Source organism: Ferrovibrio sp. (assembly GCF_019636075.1).
Taxonomy (GTDB): Bacteria; Pseudomonadota; Alphaproteobacteria; order Ferrovibrionales; family Ferrovibrionaceae; genus Ferrovibrio.
Genome location: NZ_JAHBYG010000008.1, coordinates 48,708 through 63,382, shown reverse-complemented (window position 1 = coordinate 63,382; position 14,675 = coordinate 48,708). Strand labels below are relative to the sequence as shown.

Genomic DNA, 14,675 nt, shown 5'->3' with positions numbered 1-14,675 from the left:
TATTATGCCAGCGGATAGATCGGGAAGCGCTTGCACAGGCCCAGCACTTCCTCAGCCACCGCCTTTTCCACATCGGAATTGTCGTTGGTCTGGCGCGCCAGACCATCCATCACCTCCGCCATCAACTGGCCGATGCGGCGGAATTCGGCGGCGCCGAAGCCGCGCGTGGTACCGGCTGGGCTGCCCACGCGCACGCCGGACGTGATGGTGGGCTTCTCGTTGTCGAAGGGCACGCCATTCTTGTTGGTGGTGATGCGGGCGCGTTCCAGCGCCTCCACCACCACATTGCCCTTCAGGCCCTTGCCGCGCAGATCCACCAGCATCAGGTGATTATCGGTGCCGCCGGAAACCAGATCGTAGCCGCGCTCGTTCAGCGCGCCGGCCATCGCCTTGGCATTCTCCACCACGGCCGCCGCATAGGTGCGGAATTCCGGCGACAGCGCCTCGCCGAATGCCACCGCCTTGGCGGCGATCACATGCATCAGCGGGCCGCCCTGCAAGCCGGGGAACACCGCCGAATTGATCTTCTTGGCCAGGGCTTCGTCGTTGGTCAGCACCATGCCGCCGCGCGGGCCGCGCAGGGTTTTGTGGGTGGTGGTGGTGGCCACATGGGCATGCGGGAACGGGCTGGGATGCACGCCGCCCGCCACCAGGCCGGCGAAATGCGCCATGTCCACCATGAAGATAGCCCCCACGCTGTCGGCGATCTCGCGGAACTTGGCGAAGTCCCAAAAACGCGGATAGGCCGAACCGCCGGCAATGATCAGCTTCGGCTTATGCTCGGCGGCCAGCTTGGCCACCTGCTCCATGTCGATGCGCTGATCCTCGCGGCGCACGGTGTAGCTCACCACGTTGAACCACTTGCCAGACTGGTTGGCGGTTGCGCCATGGGTGAGATGGCCGCCGGCGGCAAGGTCCAGGCCCATGAAGGTGTCGCCCGGCTTCAGGCAGGCCATGAACACCGCCTGGTTGGCCTGGGCGCCGGAATGCGGCTGCACGTTGGCGAAGCCGCAATCGAACAGCTTTTTGGCGCGCTCGATGGCCAGGGTTTCCGCCACATCCACGAATTCGCAGCCATTGTAATAGCGCTTGCCCGGATAGCCTTCGGCATATTTGTTGGTCATCACCGAGCCCTGCGCTTCCAACACAGCGCGGCTGACGATGTTTTCGGAAGCGATCAGCTCGATCTGCTCGCGCTGGCGGGTCAGCTCGTTGCGCACGGCGCCGAACAAGTCCGGGTCGGCCTCGGCGAGGCTGCGCTCGAAGAAACCGGCATGGGTTACAGTGGCATTGGCGGCTTTGCTGGACATGGCTGCTACTCCGATACGGTTATTCGCGGGTACAGTTATTCGCTGGCGTCTATCTTGGACACCCGCCTGGCATGGCGGCCGCCCTCGAACGCGGTGGCAAGAAAGGCCTTCAGGCAATCGCTGGCCAGATCCTGGCCGATCAGGCGGGCGCCGAAAGCAATCACATTGGCATCGTTATGCTGGCGCGAAAGGCGGGCCGAAAGCGGCTCGTTCACCAGGGCGGCGCGGCATCCGGGAACCCGGTTGGCGGCAATCGAAATACCGATCCCGCTGCCGCAGACCGCAACGCCGAAATCGGCCTGTCCGGCGGCGACATATTCGCCCAGGCGGCGGCCGAAATCGGGATAATCCACACTGTCCGGGCCATTGGTGCCCAGATCCGCCACAGGGTAGCCCTGCGCTTCCAGCTCGGCCTTGAGCTGATCCTTCAGGACGAAACCGGCATGATCCGCCGCAAAGGCGATGCGGGGCTTGCTCATCGGGCGAGGAACCTCGGAATGGCGTCGGGGGTGTATAACGGGCGGGACCCTACAATATCCGGTGGGTCTAGCCAATACGAGCCGCAAGGAAAAGCGCAGCCGCATGGCTGCCCTGCGTAAATATTAGGGCACAAAAAGACCCGGCAGGTCGCCCTGCCGGGTCTCTCTGGAACTAAATGCGAACCTAGCTTAGTTCACATAGCCGTAGGAGCCGTCCTTCCACACATAGACCTTGTAGGCCGGGGTGGTGGTGTCGCCCTTGGCGTCGAAGCTGATTTCGTTCAGCACGGTGGAGAACTTGCCGGCCTTCATGGCCTTGGCCACATCGGCGGTCTTCACCGACTTGGCGGTGGTGGCGGCCTGGGCCCAGACCTGGATCGCCGCATAGGTATACAGCGTGTAGCCCTCGGGGTCGTAGCCGCCGGCCTTGAACTTGTCCACGATCGGCTTGGCCACCGGGTTGAGGCGCGGATCGGCATCGAAGGTCATCAGCGTGCCCTGGCCGGCGGCGCCGGAAATCGCCCAGAACTGCTTGTCGACCAGCGCGTCGCCGCCCATCAGCGGGGCATTCAGGCCCTGCTCCTTGGCCTGGCGGGTGATCAGGCCGCCTTCAGGATGATAGCCACCCAGATAGATCACATCGATGCCGGCCGCCTTCATCTTGGAGATCAGCGCCGAATAATCCTTTTCACCGGCGGTGATGGCTTCATACAGCGCCTCGGTCACGCCCTTGGCATTCAGGCGCTTCTTGGTCTCGTCGGCCAGGCCTTTGCCATAGGCGGTCTTGTCGTGAAGGATGGCGATCTTCTTGCCCTTGAACTTCTCGATCAGATAATCGCCGGCCACCACGCCCTGCTGATCATCGCGGCCGCAGACGCGGAACACGTTGGCATAGCCACGGTCGGTGAAGGTGGGGTTGGTCGAAGCCGGCGAAATCTGCAGGATATTCTCTTCCTTGTAGACATCGGAGGCCGGGATCGACGAGCCCGAGCAGAAATGGCCGATCACGGCAGCCACTTTTTCCTGCGCGGCCTTGTTGGCCACGGCCACGGCCTGCTTGGGGTCGCATTGATCGTCGCCGATGATCAGTTGCACCTTCTGGCCATTCACGCCGCCCTTGGCGTTGAGATCGGCCACCGCCATTTCGGCGCCGCGCTTCATCTGCTCGCCGAAGCTGGCCAACTGGCCGGTGATCGGACCATTCAGCGCGATCTTGATCTGGGCGGACGCACCGCCCGCCATCAGGCCGATAGCGGCCGCCATGGCAAGACCGGAATAAAGTTTACGCATTGTCTGAACCTCCCAAGGTTGCGGTTGACTAAAACTCTAAAGGGTTCGCCGGGCCGCAGCAACCTGCTTGCTCAAGACCGGCCTTTACTGTCTGAAAGACTGCCCGATAGACTGCCCGATAGACTGAACGGGCTGGTGCGCCGATAGAGCCATGGGTATTGCCGTACCATCATGTCTACCCGGGTGATGCGGAACCCCAAAGCCGCCAGGCCGAACACCACGGCCACAGCCAACAGATAGGGTTTCACCGCGAGCAATTCACCCTCGAATAGCGCGAAGATCAAAAAGCGGTCGGCAGCCGCCAGCAACAGGCTATAGGGATAAATCTGCCAGAACGGCCGCCAGGTATTGGCCACCGCCTGCCCCATCAGGAAAGCGCAGCCGCCGGTGAGGATCACCGTGAAGCCGATGAATATGCCCCAATTGCTATCGGCCGCCGCTTCCATCAATGCCAACCTTCCATCAATGCCCACCTTCCAGATAGGCGGCGCGAATCTGCTCGTCGTTCAGCAGGTCGGCACCCTTGCCGCTCATGGTGATGGTGCCGTTCACCAGCACATAGCCGCGATGCGCCAGCTTCAAGGCATGAAACGCATTCTGCTCCACCAGCAGAACGGTCACGCCGTCGCGCTGATTGATCTCCTTGATGATCTCGAAAATCTGCCGCACCACCAGCGGCGCCAGGCCCAACGAGGGTTCGTCCAGCAGCAGCAGGCGCGGCCGGCTCATCAGCGCGCGCGCAATCGCCAGCATCTGCTGCTCGCCGCCCGAAAGCGTGCCGCCGCGCTGGTCGCGGCGCTCCTTCAGGCGCGGAAACAGCGTGAAGGCGCGCTCCAGATCGTCGTCGAAATGCGCCGGATCGGATGCCACCGCACCCATGCGCAGATTCTCCAGCACCGTCATGCGCGGAAAGATGCGGCGGCCTTCCGGCGCATGGGCCAGGCCCTGCCGCACCAGATTATGCGTCGGCACGCCGATCAGGTTCTGGCCGCGCAGTTCGATGCTGCCGCGCCGGGGCTTTGGATTGCCGCAGATGGTCATCAGCAAAGTGGATTTGCCGGCACCATTGGCGCCGATCAACGCCACGATCTCGCCTTCCGCCACTTCAAGGTCTACGCCCTTCAGGGCATGCACGGCGCCGTAATAGGTATGGATGCCACGCAGGCTCAGCATCAGCTTTGCTCCTGCACTGCGGTGGCTTCCTGGGAGACTGGCTCCTCGAATTCCTCGCCCAGATAGGCCTTGATCACGATGGGATCGTTGCGCACCGCATCAGGCGAACCATCGGCGATCTTCTTGCCGTAATCCAGCACAACCACATGATCGGAAATCCGCATCACCACGCTCATGTCATGCTCGATCAACAGCACGCCGCAGCCATGCTCATCCCGGATGAAGCGCAGCAGATCGTTCAGTTCTGCGCTTTCGCGCGGGTTGAGGCCGGCGGCCGGTTCGTCCAGGCAGAGCAAGGCCGGTTCGGTGCACATGGCGCGCGCAATCTCCAGCCGGCGCTGGCCGCCATACGGCAGGCTGCCGGCGAGAGAATCTGCCTCCGCTTCCAGCGCGGTGCGCTGCAGCCAATAGCGTGCGCGTTCCACCGCCGCTTCCTCGGCACGGCGATAACCCGGCCAGCCGATCAGCCCCAGCAATGTGTAGCCCGAGGCATGCATCAGCCGGTTATGCTGGGCCACGATCAGGTTTTCCAGCACCGTCATCTTGGGAAACAATCGGATATTCTGGAAAGTACGCGCCACCCGCGCCTGGGCGGCGATATCGTGGCCCTGCATGCGCTCCAGCAGGAATTCCTGGCCCTGGCTGCGCATCAGCAGGCGGCCCACGGTGGGCTTGTAGAAACCGGCAATGCAGTTGAACACCGTGGTCTTGCCGGCGCCGTTCGGCCCGATGATGGCAGTGATCTCGTTGGGCCGCGCCACGAACGATACGTCATTCACCGCAACCAGGCCGCCGAAGCGCATGGTGAGGTGATCCACCTGCAGAAGAGGCTGCACGGCGCTCATCCGCCGCCTCCCCCGCCATGCGCGGCGGGTTTCAGCCGGATGGTGGGATCACGATGCGACAGCAGGCCCTGCGGCCGCCAGACCATGATCAACACCATGGCCAGGCCGAAAGCCAGCATGCGGAACAGCGAGAATTCGCGCGCCAGTTCCGGCAGCAGCGTGAGGAAGGCGGCGGCCAGCACGATGCCGGCCTGGCTGCCCATGCCGCCCAGCACCACGATGGCCAGGATCACCGCGGATTCAATGAACGTGAAGCTTTCCGGGCTGATGAAACCTTGCCGCGTGGCGAAGAAGCTGCCGGCAAAGCCGCCGAACATCGCGCCGATGGCAAAGGCGGTGAGTTTGGTGTTGGTGGGATTGATGCCCAGCGCGCGGCAAGCGATTTCATCTTCGCGCAACGCCTCCCAGGCGCGTCCCACCGGCAGGCGGCGGATGCGCAGCGTGAACAGATTGGTCAGCAGCGCCAGCGCCAGGATCAGGTAATACAGAAACACGATGCGGTGCGTGGAGGCGAAATCCAGGCCGAATAATTCGTGGAAGGCCGTGGTGCCTTCGGGCGGATTGGCGGTGAACGGAAAGCCGAAAAAGCTCGGCCGCGCAATGCCGGATATACCATTCGGCCCGCCGGTCACCGGCTGCCAGTTCAACAGCACGATGCGGATGATCTCGCCGAAGCCCAGCGTCACGATGGCCAGGTAATCGCCGCGCAGTCGCAGCACAGGAAAGCCCAAAGCCACGCCGAACATGGCGGCGAACAATCCGGCCAAGGGCAGGCATTCCCAAAAATTCAGCCCGAAGTTTTTCGACAGCAATGCGTAGGAATAGGCCCCCACGGCATAGAAGGCCACATAGCCGAGATCGAGCAGGCCGGCCAGGCCCACCACGATATTCAGGCCCCAGCCCAGCATCACATAGATCAGCACCACGGTGCCCAGGTCCACCACCGTGCGGTCGGCGAACGGCATCAGCGGCAATGCCACGGCAAAGGCGATCAGCGCCGGCATCAACCAGCTATCGGCTTTGCGGCTGAGCTTGGCCAGCCATGCGCGCCCGGCCTCGCTGCCGCCCGCCTGACTATCGGCTTGCGCACCAAGCCGGCGGTCGCGCCACAGCATCAGCAGCAGCCGGCCGATGAACACGGCGGCGGCGGCATAGCCCACATAATGCCAGCGTGTCTTGATACCCAGCGGCCCGCCGGTATCCACGGTTTCAAAGCCCAGCAGCGGCAAAGCCAGAATGGCAGCCACCAAAGCGGCCAGAGCGGCATCCTTCATCCGCTGCTGCACCGTCATGCTCACACCTTCTCCACTTCGGGCCGACCCAGCAGGCCGGTGGGCCGGAAGATCAGCACGATCACCAGGATCGAGAAAGCGGCCACATCCTTATACTCGCTGCTGAAATAGGCCGACCAATAGGATTCGATCAGGCCGATCAGCAAACCGCCCAGCATGGCGCCCGGCAGGCTGCCGATGCCGCCCAGCACAGCAGCCGTGAAGGCCTTCAGGCCGGCCAGGAAGCCGATATAAAAATCCACCACGCCATAATACAGCGTCACCAGCACACCGGCCACGGCGGCCAGCATCGCGCCCAGCACGAAGGTGAGCGATATGGTGCGATCCGTATTCACCCCCAGCAGCGAAGCCATCACCCGATCCTGTTCGGTGGCGCGCTGGGCCCGGCCAAGCGAGGTTGCCGCGATCAGCCAGGTGAATCCCGCCATCAAAGCAATGGTCATGGCGATGATGATCAGTTGCAGATAGCTGACATTGACCGAAAAGCCCTCGCCTTCCATCAGGCGCACGCCGCCGCGGATCATCGGCTGCAGCGGCTTGATCTTGGCGCCCTGGGCGATCTGCACGTAATTCTGCAGGAAGATCGACATGCCGATGGCCGAGATCAGCGGCGCCAGGCGCACCGATCCGCGCAATGGCCGATACGCCACGCGCTCCACGGTCCAGCCGTAAAGACCGGTGATGGTCATGGAAACGATGAGCACGATCACCAGCGCCAGAGGTACCCAGGTAACGCCGGCCAGGCCCAGAACGGAAAACGAGATCACCGCGATGAAGGCGCCGATCATGTAGATTTCGCCATGGGCGAAATTGATCATGCCGATAATGCCATAAACCATCGTGTATCCGATGGCGATCAGCGCATAAACCGCGCCCAAAGTTACGCCGTTTATGGTCTGCTGGAGAAAATATTCCATTTTTCCCCGTTATGAATCCCTGTTGTTGAACCAAGCATGGCCCGAAACCGCCAGGCGCTGCAAGTGTCCAGACCTGCAAGCATTAAGGGATTTTTGTGCCGGGCTACGCCTTACCGGCCTTCTTGTCCAGCACATAGCGCAGCTTGCGCGCCGCCAGCCGGCCCAGTTCCTGCTGGGAATAGCGCGGATCCCCCACCATCGACACCTCGATGCCCGTGGCCGGGTCCACCGCGATCACCTTCAGCACGCTGCCAACCCGGCGGAATTCGATAATGGCTTGGAGATCGTCGTCGCTCATGGCCTTTGCTAGCCTGAATCGCCCAGGCCCTCAAGCGGGGGCTTTCGCTGCCGGGATTTCCGGTTTATTTTATATTTAAAGTATTTTCAGAAAGGGAGCCCGAGATGCGCATCCTGAATCCGGCGGAATGGATCAAGCCCAAGGGCTATGCCAATGGCATCCTGGCCGAGGGCAGCCATGTGCATGTGGCCGGCCAGATCGGCTGGAATGCGCAGGCCGAGTTCGAAACCGATGATTTCGGCGAACAGGCCCGCCAGGCCATGCTGAATATCGCCCGGGTTCTGGCCGAGGGCGGCGCCCGGCCCGAGCATGTGACCCGGATGACCTGGTATGTCACCGACAAGCGGGAATACCTGGCCGCCGCCGAGGCCATCGGCAAGGCCTACCGCGACATCTTCGGCCGGCATTATCCGGCCATGACCCTGGTGCAGGTGGCAGCGCTTCTGGAAGATCGAGCCAAAGTTGAAATCGAGGCCACGGCGGTCATCCCCCCTGCCAAGTGAATACTGGCCGTCTGCCAGGTGAATACGGCGGTTTGACCCAGCGACGGATTGCACTTTCGGGTGCTTGATATAGTCTCCTGCCCCGCCGGAACCGGCCGAGTCAGACTACCAACCGAACGAGAGACACATGGCAAACACACGCGCTCATTTCCAGTGGGACGATGCCCTTCTGCTGGATGCCGAATTGACCGAAGAAGAGCGCATGGTCCGCGACACCGCGCGCGACTATGCCCAAGCCAAGCTGATGCCCCGCGTGAAGGAGGCTTTCCGCGAGGAAAAGACCGACCCCGCGATTTTCCGCGAGATGGGCGAACTGGGCCTGCTCGGTTCCACCATCGACGGCTATGGCTGCGCCGGCACCAATTATGTGTCCTACGGCCTGATCGCCCGCGAAGTCGAGCGCGTGGATAGCGGCTATCGCTCGATGATGAGCGTGCAATCCAGCCTGGTGATGCACCCGATCCATGCCTATGGCACCGAGGCGACCCGCCAGAAATACCTGCCCAAGCTGGCCACCGGCGAATGGATCGGCTGCTTCGGCCTCACCGAGCCCGATGCCGGCTCCGATCCGGGCAGCATGAAAACCCGCGCCGTGAAGGTGCCCGGTGGCTACAAGCTGACCGGCAGCAAGATGTGGATTTCCAACGCCCCGATCGCCGATGTGTTCGTGGTCTGGGCCAAGACCGAAGACGGCGTGATCCGCGGCTTCGTGCTCGACAAGGGCATGAAGGGGCTCTCCGCCCCGAAGATCCAGGGCAAGATTTCGCTGCGCGCCTCCATCACCGGCGAAATCGTCATGGATGATGTGTTCGTGCCGGATGAAAACTGGCTGCCCAATGTGGAAGGCCTCAAGGGCCCGTTCGGCTGCCTCAACAATGCCCGCTACGGCATCGCCTGGGGCGCGCTGGGCGCCGCCGAAGCCTGCTGGCATCAGGCTCGCCAATACACGCTGGACCGCAAGCAGTTCAACCGTCCGCTGGCCGCAACCCAGTTGGTGCAGCTTAAGCTGGCCAACATGCAGACCGAAATCGCCATCGGCCTGGCCGCCTGCCTGCGCGTGGGCCGCCTGAAGGACGAGGACAAGGCCGCGCCGGAAATGATCTCGCTGATCAAGCGCAATTCCTGCGGCAAGGCCCTCGACATCGCCCGCGTCGCCCGCGACATGCATGGCGGCAACGGCATCCACGAGGATTTCCACGTGATCCGCCACATGGTGAACCTGGAAACCGTGAATACCTATGAAGGCACCCATGATGTGCATGCCCTGATCCTGGGCCGCGCCATCACCGGCATTCAGGCTTTCTCCTGAACCAGCCGAACACGGATAGGACGAAAGCCTATCTGTCCTGGTCGTCGGGCAAGGACAGCGCCTATGCGCTGTTCGAAGCCCGGCGTCTTGGGCTTGCCGATATAGTCGGCCTGATCACCACAACGAATGAAGCCTTCGACCGCGTGGCCATGCACGGCACGCGCAACGCATTGCTCGACCGCCAGATCGCCGCCACCGGCCTGCCCTGCCTGAAAGTGCCGCTGCCCTGGCCCTGCTCCAACGACGAATACGAATCCCGCATGGCCAAGGCCATGGACGAGATTGCCGCCCAGGGCGTGCGCCATATGGTGTTCGGCGATTTGTATCTGGAAGATATCCGCGCCTATCGCAACGAAAAGCTGGCTGCCATCGGCATGCAGGCGATTTATCCGCTCTGGGGCCGCGAAACCGGCGCATTGGCCCGCAGTATGATCGCCGATGGCCTTGTGGCCCACCTCGTCACCGTCGATCCGCGCAAGCTGGATAAGAGCTTCGCCGGCCGCCGTTTCGATGCCAGCCTGTTGGCCGACCTGCCGGCAGACGTGGATCCCTGCGGCGAGAATGGCGAATTCCATACCGCCGTGGTGGCCGGCCCGATGTTCGATACAGCCATAGATGTGCGGCTGGGCGAAGTGGTGGAACGCGACGGCTTCGTCTATGCGGATGTGATTCCTGCTTAAAGCCAGTAGCAAGAATGGCCGATCTTGCGACCGGCCATTCCATCGATAGGTTCTGAGCTTTTTCGGATTAGAACCAGTAGCGCAAACCGAGGCGGAACAGATGCGCGGTCGTATCGTCTAGGCCGCCGCTGCCATCGTCGATCCACTGATAGCGGTATGAGGGAACCAGTTCGATTTTGGACCCCAGGCTCACGCCAACGCCGGCTTCGCCAAAAGCGGTGAGGTTGGTCTCCGAACCGCCATTGGTCGTGACGGTAACGCCGTTTGCGGTAGCCCTCGTGCGGCTCAACTCTTCACGAACGACGCCGACGCCCACACCGACATAAGGGGTAAACGCTGACTTGGTGGTCAGATCGTAGAAAAGACCGCCAGTGGCCGTGAACAGCTGGACATCGCCATTCAGGGTAACCGGCGTACTCCCGATTTTAACTTTGTCCAGATCGGCCGTGCTATAGCCAAGTTCGCCCTCTACGCGAAAGCCATTGCCGAACTTGTAACCGGCCGCGCCAAATATGGAGTAGCCGTTATCTATTTCGAGGCTGACGGGCGTATTGCCAATGGAACCATCCGTGTCGTTGGGGATCAGGTAACCGGCTGTAATCGAGCCATACCAGCCCGTCTTAGCCTTTTCCTGAGCCACAACTGGAGCGGAAATTACAGCAGAAAAAACTAGTGCTACGGCAAGCAAGCGCATTAATATTCCCTTTCTTAGTTAGTTTGTTTTTTTAATATATTTAAAATAAACGTTATGGGCAATGCCCGCCGTGATGGAATAAATACTTTTAGATGGTGCATGTCATATAAACCACAACCGTATTAAAATCATCTCCTGGTACCAGACGTGGCTGGTTAATTGCGTAATTCATACGCCGAGATCCCAAAAGCACATATTTGAACCGATAAATTTTGAAGCGATAAACCTGAGGCGATAAAGCGGGGCAAGATTCCCGATTGCAGCCGTGCTAAACTGCCCAAGAAAAAACATAGAACATGCACAAATGCCGGCTACATCCTCGCGTCGTCTGCTGCGTAAAATCGGTGTTTTGCTGCTGCTGGTCGGCCTTGCCGGCGGCGGCTTCCTGCTATGGCGGCAATATTTCGCTGTGCCAGAAGCGCCCCGCTACCGCACCGCGAAAGTGGAGCGCGGGGCACTGGTCAGCACGGTCTCCGCTTCCGGTACGCTGGCGCCGGTCACCCAGGTGCAGGTGGGCAGCCAGGTATCCGGCCAGATCAAGGAAGTGCTGGCGGATTTCAACACCGAGGTGCGCGCCAACCAGGTGATCGCCCGGATCGACCCGGAATCCTTCGAGGCCCGGGTGGCCCAGGCCGCTGCCGAGCTGGAAGTCGCGCAGGCCGCCGTGCTGGTGCAGCGCGCCAGCCTGGAACGCGCCCGCACCGACACCCAACGTGCCGATATCACCCGCCTGGATGCCGAACGCGAATTCGGCCGCAAGCGCGACCTTGCGGAACGCGGCGTCGGTTCGGCCGCCGACAAGGATCGCCAAGAAGCCAATGCCCTGGGCGCCAAGGCGCAATTGCAGGGCGCGCGGGCCGCCGGCACCATGGCCGAGGCGCAGCTTGCCAATGCCCTGGCGGTGGTGAAGCAGCGCGAAGCCGCTTTGCGCCAGGCCCGCATCGATCTGGAACGCAGCTATATCCGCGCCCCGGTGGATGGCGTGGTGATCCTGCGCAATGTGGATGCCGGGCAAACCGTGGCCGCCAGCCTGCAATCGCCCGTGCTGTTCACCATTGCCGAAACCCTCACCAAGATGCAGGTGGAAACCAGCGTTGACGAAGCCGATATCGGGCGTCTGGCGGAACGCATGGCAGCCAGTTTCACGGTGGACAGCCTGCCTGGCCGCAATTTCGAAGGCAGCATCCGGCAGATCCGCAAATCGCCCCAGGTAGTGCAGAATGTCGTCACCTACACGGTGGTGATCGCCGCCGATAATCCGGATCAGAAATTGCTGCCGGGCATGACCGCTAATGTGCGTATCGTGGTGGAGCAGCGCCCCAATGCACTGAAGCTGCCCAATGCAGCGCTGCGGTTTCGCGCACCGCCGGGTGCGCCTGTGCAGGCCACCGATGGCGCCGGCCAGCCAACGGCTTCCGCAGGCAATGCGGGGCCGGCGCCGGGACCGGCCGGAAGCATTCAGGCCGTGCGCGAAAGGCTGATCCGCGATCTGGCCTTGTCGGAAAGTCAGATTCAGGCGCTGGATGCCGCCTTCGCGGAATTCCGCAGCCGCATCGCGGCTTTGGCCCCATCGCTCACCGAAGCGCAACGGCGCCAGAGCATCGAACGCCTGCGCGCCGAAAATCGTGGCCGCATCGCGGGCCTGCTCACGCCTGAACAACGCCAGAAATTCCAGGCGATGAATGCCGGCAATGCCGGAGGCGGCAGCGAAGGCCGCGTCTATCGCAGCAAGGATGGCGTGCTGGTTGCGCTGCCATTGCGGGTCGGCATCACCGATGGCGCTTACACCGAAATCCTCGGCGGCGGTTTGCAGGAAGGCGATGAAATCGTGATCGGCCTGCAATCTTCAGGCGCCAACGCAGCGCCCGGCAGCAATTCCGCCATGCCCAGGCTGCGCCTCTGATGCAGCCGTTGATCGAAACCCACGGCCTGCGCAAACAGTTCAGGCTGGGCGACAACACGGTCACCGCTTTGGCCGGCATCGATATCGAAATCGCGCGCGGCGCGTTCGTGGCGGTGATGGGGCCATCCGGTTCGGGCAAATCCACTTTCATGAACATGATCGGCTGCCTGGATGCGCCCAGCGGCGGCAGCTATCGGCTGGATGGCCATGACGTAGCCGGGCTGGACGACGATGCCCGCGCCGATCTGCGCAACCGCATGATCGGTTTCGTGTTCCAGAATTTCAATCTGCTGCCGCGCACCACCGCCCTGGATAACGTGGCGCTGCCGCTGCTCTATCGCCGCGATGGCGCCCTGCCCCATGCGCAGCGCCTTGCATTGGCTGCGCAGAGGCTGGCCGAGGTTGGGCTGTCGCAACGCGCCGATCATCAGCCGGCGCAGCTTTCCGGCGGCCAGCAGCAGCGCGTGGCGATTGCCCGCGCATTGGTGAACGATCCGGCCTTGCTGCTGGCCGACGAACCCACCGGCGCGCTCGACAGCCGCACCTCGGTGGAGATCATGGCGCTGTTCCAGGCGCTGAATGCGCGCGGCATCACCATCGTGCTGGTCACCCACGAGGCCGATATCGCCGCCTATGCCAAACGCCGCCTGCTGTTCCGCGATGGCCGTCTGGTGCAGGATGAAACGCTAGCCGCACCGCGCGATGCCGCCGCCGAACTGGTCGCAATGCCGCCGCCGGAAGCCGCTGCATGAATGCGCTGGCAAGCCTTGTGGTGGCGTTGCGCGCACTGCGGGTGAACCTGCTGCGCAGCAGCCTCACCATGCTAGGCATCGTGATCGGCGTGGCAGCCGTGATCACCATGGTGGCGGTGGGCGAAGGCGCGCAACAGCGCGTGCGCGAACAGATCCGCTCGCTCGGTTCCAACCTCATCATCATCCTGTCCGGCGCCGTTACCCAGGGTGGCGCACGGCTCGGCTTCGGCTCGCAGCTCACCATCACCGAGGATGACGGCTATGCCATCGCCCGCGAAATCGACATCGTGCAAGCTTCGGCGCCGGTAACGCGCGGCACCGTGCAGACCGTGTTCGGCAATCTCAACTGGGGCACCACGCTCTATGGCGTGACGCCGGAATACCTGGAGGTGCGCGACTGGGAGATGCAGGCCGGCCGGCCGCTGGCGCAGGAGGATGTGGATGCTGCCGCCAAGGTGGTGGTGCTGGGCCAGACCGTGGCCAACAATCTGTTCGGCGATGCCGATCCGCTGGATCAGACCATCCGCGTGCGCAAAGTGCCGTTCACGGTGATCGGCGTGCTGGCGCGCAAGGGCCAGAGCATGCAGGGCCAGGACCAGGACGACACAATCCTGGTGCCGATCAGCACCGCGCGCAAACGCCTGCTCGGCGGCCAGCAGGCCCGACAGCGCGCCGTGGTAGCGATATCGGTGAAGGTGCGCGACGGCGCCGATCTGGGCGAGGCGGAAGCGCAGATCCGCGACCTGTTGCGCCAGCGCCATCGCCTGGGCAGCAATCAGGATGACGATTTCTGGCTGCGCAATCTTTCCGAAGTGCTGGAAACCCAGCAGGCCGCCCAGCGCGTGATGGCTTTGCTGCTGGCCGCCGTCGCCTCGGTGTCGCTGGTGGTGGGCGGCATCGGCATCATGAACATCATGCTGGTCAGCGTGACCGAGCGCACCCGCGAGATCGGCCTGCGCATGGCAGTCGGCGCCAGGCGGCGGGATATCCTGGCGCAATTCCTGATCGAGGCCGTAACCCTGGCGGCCATCGGCGGCCTGATCGGTGTCGGACTCGGCGTGGCCGCCGCCACCGCGATTGCCTATTTTACCGATTGGCCGGTGCGCTTCGCCCCGGAAGCCATCATCCTGGCGGTTGGCTTTGCCGCTGCCGTGGGCGTGTTTTTTGGCTTTTATCCGGCCAGAAAGGCATCGCGCCTGCAGCCCATGGAAGCGTTGCGCTTCGAGTAGA

16 protein-coding genes are annotated in these 14,675 nt (G+C 62.7%); 6 read left to right on the top strand and 10 right to left on the bottom strand.

Annotated features, from left to right (window positions below):
* Positions 1 to 2: 2 nt before the first annotated feature.
* The 9 genes from glyA to KF827_RS05645 all read right to left on the bottom strand — a co-directional run bounded on the left by glyA (position 3) and on the right by KF827_RS05645 (position 7,604).
* On the bottom strand, positions 3 to 1,310 hold the full coding sequence (glyA, locus tag KF827_RS05685; protein WP_291001660.1) for a serine hydroxymethyltransferase: 1,308 nt from the start codon (positions 1,308 to 1,310) through the stop codon (positions 3 to 5).
* Between the two features lie 35 nt (positions 1,311 to 1,345).
* Complete coding sequence (gene rpiB, locus KF827_RS05680) at positions 1,346 to 1,789, bottom strand: ribose 5-phosphate isomerase B (protein ID WP_291001657.1); 444 nt, start codon at positions 1,787 to 1,789, stop codon at positions 1,346 to 1,348.
* Between the two features lie 189 nt (positions 1,790 to 1,978).
* On the bottom strand, positions 1,979 to 3,079 hold the full coding sequence (locus KF827_RS05675) for a branched-chain amino acid ABC transporter substrate-binding protein (protein ID WP_291001654.1): 1,101 nt from the start codon (positions 3,077 to 3,079) through the stop codon (positions 1,979 to 1,981).
* Positions 3,080 to 3,150: 71 nt separating this feature from the next.
* Complete coding sequence (locus KF827_RS05670) at positions 3,151 to 3,525, bottom strand: DUF6867 family protein (protein ID WP_291001651.1); 375 nt, start codon at positions 3,523 to 3,525, stop codon at positions 3,151 to 3,153.
* Positions 3,526 to 3,541: 16 nt separating this feature from the next.
* The gene (locus KF827_RS05665) at positions 3,542 to 4,252 is read right to left on the bottom strand and encodes an ABC transporter ATP-binding protein (RefSeq protein ID WP_291001648.1); all 711 of its coding nucleotides are present in this window, start codon (positions 4,250 to 4,252) and stop codon (positions 3,542 to 3,544) included.
* Positions 4,252 to 5,097 (bottom strand): ABC transporter ATP-binding protein, encoded by an 846-nt coding sequence (locus tag KF827_RS05660; RefSeq protein ID WP_291001642.1) that lies wholly within the window; start codon positions 5,095 to 5,097, stop codon positions 4,252 to 4,254. Before KF827_RS05660 ends, KF827_RS05665 begins: the two co-directional genes overlap by 1 nt.
* The gene (livM, locus tag KF827_RS05655) at positions 5,094 to 6,389 is read right to left on the bottom strand and encodes a high-affinity branched-chain amino acid ABC transporter permease LivM (RefSeq protein WP_291001639.1); all 1,296 of its coding nucleotides are present in this window, start codon (positions 6,387 to 6,389) and stop codon (positions 5,094 to 5,096) included. The genes KF827_RS05660 and livM overlap by 4 nt, the downstream gene beginning before the upstream one ends.
* A gap of 2 nt (positions 6,390 to 6,391) precedes the next feature.
* Positions 6,392 to 7,306, bottom strand: a complete 915-nt coding sequence (locus KF827_RS05650; RefSeq protein WP_291001629.1) for a branched-chain amino acid ABC transporter permease LivH — start codon at positions 7,304 to 7,306, stop codon at positions 6,392 to 6,394.
* Positions 7,307 to 7,409: 103 nt separating this feature from the next.
* Positions 7,410 to 7,604: a hypothetical protein gene (locus tag KF827_RS05645; RefSeq protein WP_291001624.1), complete on the bottom strand. Its 195-nt coding sequence runs from the start codon at positions 7,602 to 7,604 to the stop codon at positions 7,410 to 7,412.
* 104 nt (positions 7,605 to 7,708) lie between these two features.
* Here KF827_RS05645 and KF827_RS05640 point away from each other — a divergent pair, with 104 nt between their 5' ends.
* The 3 genes from KF827_RS05640 to KF827_RS05630 all read left to right on the top strand — a co-directional run bounded on the left by KF827_RS05640 (position 7,709) and on the right by KF827_RS05630 (position 10,096).
* Entirely contained in the window at positions 7,709 to 8,107 is a 399-nt protein-coding gene (locus KF827_RS05640) for a RidA family protein (protein ID WP_291001621.1), read from the top strand.
* A gap of 127 nt (positions 8,108 to 8,234) precedes the next feature.
* Positions 8,235 to 9,416 (top strand): acyl-CoA dehydrogenase, encoded by a 1,182-nt coding sequence (locus tag KF827_RS05635; protein ID WP_291001618.1) that lies wholly within the window; start codon positions 8,235 to 8,237, stop codon positions 9,414 to 9,416.
* The gene (locus KF827_RS05630) at positions 9,413 to 10,096 is read left to right on the top strand and encodes an ATP-binding protein (protein WP_367273123.1); all 684 of its coding nucleotides are present in this window, start codon (positions 9,413 to 9,415) and stop codon (positions 10,094 to 10,096) included. The genes KF827_RS05635 and KF827_RS05630 overlap by 4 nt, the downstream gene beginning before the upstream one ends.
* A 67-nt stretch (positions 10,097 to 10,163) precedes the next feature.
* Here the strand turns inward: KF827_RS05630 and KF827_RS05625 are convergent, their stop codons facing one another.
* Entirely contained in the window at positions 10,164 to 10,790 is a 627-nt protein-coding gene (locus KF827_RS05625) for an outer membrane beta-barrel protein (protein WP_291001615.1), read from the bottom strand.
* Positions 10,791 to 11,094: 304 nt separating this feature from the next.
* Between KF827_RS05625 and KF827_RS05620 the strand changes: the two genes are divergently transcribed.
* The 3 genes from KF827_RS05620 to KF827_RS05610 are packed head-to-tail and all read left to right on the top strand — an operon-like array spanning position 11,095 to position 14,674.
* Complete coding sequence (locus tag KF827_RS05620) at positions 11,095 to 12,693, top strand: efflux RND transporter periplasmic adaptor subunit (protein WP_291001612.1); 1,599 nt, start codon at positions 11,095 to 11,097, stop codon at positions 12,691 to 12,693.
* Positions 12,693 to 13,445 (top strand): ABC transporter ATP-binding protein, encoded by a 753-nt coding sequence (locus KF827_RS05615; protein WP_291001609.1) that lies wholly within the window; start codon positions 12,693 to 12,695, stop codon positions 13,443 to 13,445. Before KF827_RS05620 ends, KF827_RS05615 begins: the two co-directional genes overlap by 1 nt.
* A complete protein-coding gene (locus KF827_RS05610) occupies positions 13,442 to 14,674 on the top strand; it encodes an ABC transporter permease (RefSeq protein WP_291001603.1) in 1,233 nt (410 codons plus the stop codon). The genes KF827_RS05615 and KF827_RS05610 overlap by 4 nt, the downstream gene beginning before the upstream one ends.
* The last annotated feature ends 1 nt before the right edge of the window (position 14,675 follow it).